At 58.6% G+C, this 3,884-nt stretch carries 5 protein-coding genes; 2 read left to right on the top strand and 3 right to left on the bottom strand.

Annotation, left to right across the window (positions count from 1 at the left end; all coding sequences use genetic code 11):
* Positions 1-554 precede the first annotated feature (554 nt).
* A complete protein-coding gene (gene rnc / locus R6U20_RS07560) occupies positions 555-1,271 on the bottom strand; it encodes a ribonuclease III (RefSeq protein WP_410337252.1) in 717 nt (238 codons plus the stop codon).
* 217 nt (positions 1,272-1,488) lie between these two features.
* Between rnc and R6U20_RS07555 the strand changes: the two genes are divergently transcribed.
* Both R6U20_RS07555 and R6U20_RS07550 read left to right on the top strand, forming a co-directional pair.
* Positions 1,489-1,821, top strand: coding sequence for an ArsR/SmtB family transcription factor (locus R6U20_RS07555; protein WP_410337251.1), 333 nt, complete (start codon positions 1,489-1,491; stop codon positions 1,819-1,821).
* Positions 1,822-1,837: 16 nt separating this feature from the next.
* A complete protein-coding gene (locus R6U20_RS07550; RefSeq protein ID WP_410337250.1) occupies positions 1,838-2,272 on the top strand; it encodes an arsenate reductase ArsC in 435 nt (144 codons plus the stop codon).
* 135 nt (positions 2,273-2,407) lie between these two features.
* On the opposite strand, the gene R6U20_RS07545 is transcribed toward R6U20_RS07550, so the two are convergent.
* Positions 2,408-2,614, bottom strand: a complete 207-nt coding sequence (locus tag R6U20_RS07545) for a hypothetical protein (RefSeq protein WP_410337249.1) — start codon at positions 2,612-2,614, stop codon at positions 2,408-2,410.
* A gap of 699 nt (positions 2,615-3,313) precedes the next feature.
* Positions 3,314-3,817, bottom strand: a complete 504-nt coding sequence (locus R6U20_RS07540) for a hypothetical protein (RefSeq protein ID WP_410337248.1) — start codon at positions 3,815-3,817, stop codon at positions 3,314-3,316.
* Between the last annotated feature and the right edge of the window lie 67 nt (positions 3,818-3,884).

Genomic DNA, 3,884 nt, shown 5'->3' with positions numbered 1-3,884 from the left:
ATTTTGTTAGCAAAAAGTTTGTTTGCTTTACCACTTGTTCAACCATGTCCCCCTTTGCTATATCGACTGGATGGTCCGTGCCATTGAGTCCACATTCAGATCATCGGTTTGGGGGTATTTCGTTTACAGGATTCACGCCTCCTCGTGGCATGAAGCCCTTTTGGCCTCGAAGAAGTGGGCCGCCCGGACGAAGCCTGGAGGGACGCGCCCGAAAATTGATCCTGTTTGAGCGAGCCTGCGAGTGAGTTTGATCAATTTTAGCGGACCGGAGGGCGCAGTCAGGCCCAGTTCTTCCAGCCTTGATCTTTTTGGTTCGTTTTTGCATCAAGGCAAAAATGAACACCAGCCTATATTCGACGCCCACAGCTATTCCAGGTTGTGTGCATAGACTAGCCGCCATCGGGGGGAAGGATCTCAGCACCGCCCCTGCACGCTCGGCTATGCCGTTCATCCCAGTTCCCATACATTCCAGTTCCCATACATTGTGCCTACATTGCGCCAAACCAGACGCCCAAGGCCCCGGTGGTTACCGCTACGCGATGGACTATACGGCATCACGACAGCGCGCCATCCATGCGTTTGATGGCTTCGTGCGCAGCCTCCTGCTCGGCTTGCTTCTTGGACCCGGCCCGTCCACTGCCCAGAGAGGTGCCTTCTACGGCGACCTCTACCACAAATGTAGCATCGTGGTCGGGGCCAGTGCGATCGATCATCGTGTACGTGGGCAACGGGCGTCCCATCGCCTGCAAGCGCTCTTGCAGCAAGCTCTTGTAATTCCGATTCCGGTGCACAAGGGTGCTGAAATCAGTCGGATCCAGCAGGTAGCGGCGGGCAAACTGCGCAGCGGCATCGTGGCCCTGATCCAGGTAGAGCGCTGCGGTGAAGGCTTCAAATGCATCCGAGAGAATGCTCGGCTTTTTGCGTCCGCCGTTTTTTTCCGCGTTGGGACTGAGGCGCAGGTACCGGCCCAGGTCGCATCGACGGGCGGCGTTGGCCAGGGGCGGTTCACTTACGAGGCGGGCCCGCATGCGCGAGAGAAACCCTTCGTTCTCCTCAGGGAAATGCTCGTAGAGCTCTACGGCAACGAGCAGATCCAGAAAGGCATCGCCGATGTACTCCAGCCGTTCGTTCGACTCCTCTGCATCGATGTGCGGGTCGCGCAGGCACGACCGATGCGTGAGGGCACGATGGTACGGGGTCAGGTCGTCGACATGCGCCCCGATCAGTGGGCGGAGCTCAGAAGCCGAGGGCGCGGATGCAGGATTAGACATTGGGGCGTACGAAAACAGGTGGAACGAGTACGAAAGGAAGCCAGCCCGGCACAGATGCTTCAATGCATGGCCTAACGCGTTGTGCCTGCACGGGTACGGCCGGATGCGGGAGCAGTTGGCTTCCCTTCATAGCTGCTGCCAGGCTTGCATGCAGGAACCTGGCCTGCGTATCCCTCTATCGTATGCCAGCGATCATCCCAACGAAATAACGCGTCACATGCGCACGAAAGCCGACCACTTTGCCACCGATCTGAACGAGTTGGCCACGCAAGCCAAGGCGCTCTCGCATCCGGCGCGCCTGCAGATTCTGCAGGTGATTGCCCAAAAAGAACGCTGTATCTGCGGCGAAATTGTAGATGACGTGCCGCTGGCGCAGTCGACCGTATCGCAGCACTTAAAGGTGCTGAAAGAGGCCGGCCTCATTCAGGGCACGATCGACGGCCCCAGCGTGTGCTACTGCCTGGATACGATGGCGCTGCGGCTGCTGCGCGATCGGTTCGATGGGTTTCTGGGCGACTTGATCGACGAATCGGCTTCCACGACCTGTTAACCCGACCCAACCTGCCATGGCAACGCCGTCTGTGCTCTTCATCTGCACCCACAACTCTGCGCGTTCTCAGATGGCCGAGGGGCTGCTGCGCGACCGCTACGGCGACGATTACGACGTGTACAGCGCCGGGACCGAACAAACGCATGTGCGTCCGCTGGCGATTCAAGCGATGGACGAACTCGGCATCGACATCTCGGGGCACACCTCGAAGACGATTGACGATGTGGCGGAGGGCCGCACGTTCGACTATGTGGTGACGGTGTGCAACTCGGCGCGCGAGAATTGTCCGTATCTGCCTGCCCAAGAGCAGAACATGCACCAGTCGTTCGACGACCCTTCAGCCGCCACCGGCTCTGAAGAGGAGCAGCTGGCGGTCTTCCGCCGCGTGCGCGATGAGATCGGCGATTGGATTGAGGGGACCTTTGCGCCGGAGAAGAAGTCGGCGGCGTGAGGAGGGCTATTTGGTAGTGGGAATCCAGTGGTACGTTAAAGCATCAGGAGGACGGGGCGGAGCCATGCGACGAGGGAGTACGGTTCTCTCGAAATGTCCCGCTGAACGTCTGTTTGGGAGCCGTGCGTTTTGGACCTACAGATTGACGCCTGCTTCAGCGAGATCTTCGCCGTCGAGTGGGATGCGCTTTCTGTACCTTGCATAATCTTCATTGTTTAAGATACCGGCATTACAAAATCCCTTGAGATAGCCGTGGATCGCAAACGCACGCTCGCGGGGAATCTCGTCCGGCTGCCGCTCGAATAGGTCTTCAAGGTCAATGATGGCTTTCTCGCGAGTCATTATTTTCATGGGTAGTGCTCTGTCACAGGTCAATGTTTAGGTTACAACATGCCCCGTTTACATGGTGTCATCTTGAGCGCAGCGGCTCCGCCAAGGAGACGCGGAGTCCTGACACGAGCGAAGCGACTGATGAACGCAGTGAATAAAGATCTGCCTCGAAGTGGGCAGGGCCTCTGTCCCGCCGTATCTTCTGAACACCAAGGAGATGGTTCGACTGCGCTCACCATGACAGGCTTCGTGGGAGGATGATTGCAGAGCAACTATCAAAATGAGGATTGACACAGCAGTAGTGCTGCAGTCGATTTTCGTTGTAACGGGGCAGTGCTGAACTTGTGGGATTGGTGCTGAGATCCTTCCGCCTGGGGGTGTCAGGATGACGTGTGGAAGTGGAGAGACGCGCTTTCTTTCGGGTTCTGGATCCCGGCTCGGGGGCCGGGATGACGTGATACTGGTGACTGGAGCAAAGCAACAATCCCGGTACTCCCTTGAAATCAAGTAATCCATAGCTGGAGACCGCTCGCGTCTTCAGAACGTCTTGCCGAGAATCCTTTCGGCATCATTGGGGGCAACTCGTCTGAGGCACCACAGGACTACTACCCATCGGCCACTCGTCGCGAGGCACCACAGGCATAACCTTCGGCCCCTCCGCCTCGTGACGCCGAGACCAGGAGGCTCTGCCTCCTCACGTTGTTCGCGGCGCTACTCCTTGACGGCAACTTCTGCATCCGCGTGCTGCAAGTCGCCCACGGCCTCGCGCAGAAACCGCACGACGAAGCGGTCGGCCCAGTGCCAGGTGTGGGCCGCGTCGGGATGCAAAACCGGATCGGTCTCCGAAAAGCCAAGCGCGAAGTCGTCGTTGCGAAGGCGCTTCAGCAGGAAACGCCCCCGGTGCAGGTTGCCTTTGTTGCCATCGCTGGGGGCGCAGGCGATCCAGTAGGTGGTGCGGCGCATCTTCTGGAGCGTCGACGGCGAGGCGGCGTTGAGCATGTCGGTCGGGTTCCACCGCTGCATGGCCTCTTGGTTGCGCGGCTTCCCCAGCGCTGGGTCGAAGATGGACGCCTGTCCCCAAATGCGGTCGGTGCAGGTCGTTGCGGAGCGCTTGCGCTTCTTTTTTGCCGCTTTGTTTCGCGGGTCGCGGTGCCCGGGCCACATGAAGAGGCCGTCGTACATGGCGGCATGTGCAAAGGGAAAAACATCTGTCACAAGGTTCAGCCACAGAATATGCAGTGCGATAAGCGGCGACGGAACACCTATCAGTATTGAAGCAAAG

This window comes from Longimonas sp. (assembly GCF_046498435.1).
Classification (GTDB): domain Bacteria; phylum Bacteroidota; class Rhodothermia; order Rhodothermales; family Salinibacteraceae; genus Longimonas.
The sequence above is the reverse complement of the archived record's forward strand: the minus strand, read 5'-3'. Positions and strand labels throughout refer to the sequence as shown.

Coding starts and splice junctions, on each gene's coding strand:
- R6U20_RS07550 (WP_410337250.1), top strand. CDS start 1,838: ATGGCAACGCCGTCTGTGCTCTTCATCTGCACCCACAACTCTGCGCGT.
- rnc (WP_410337252.1), bottom strand. CDS start 1,271: ATGTCTAATCCTGCATCCGCGCCCTCGGCTTCTGAGCTCCGCCCACTG.
- R6U20_RS07555 (WP_410337251.1), top strand. CDS start 1,489: ATGCGCACGAAAGCCGACCACTTTGCCACCGATCTGAACGAGTTGGCC.
- R6U20_RS07545 (WP_410337249.1), bottom strand. CDS start 2,614: ATGACTCGCGAGAAAGCCATCATTGACCTTGAAGACCTATTCGAGCGG.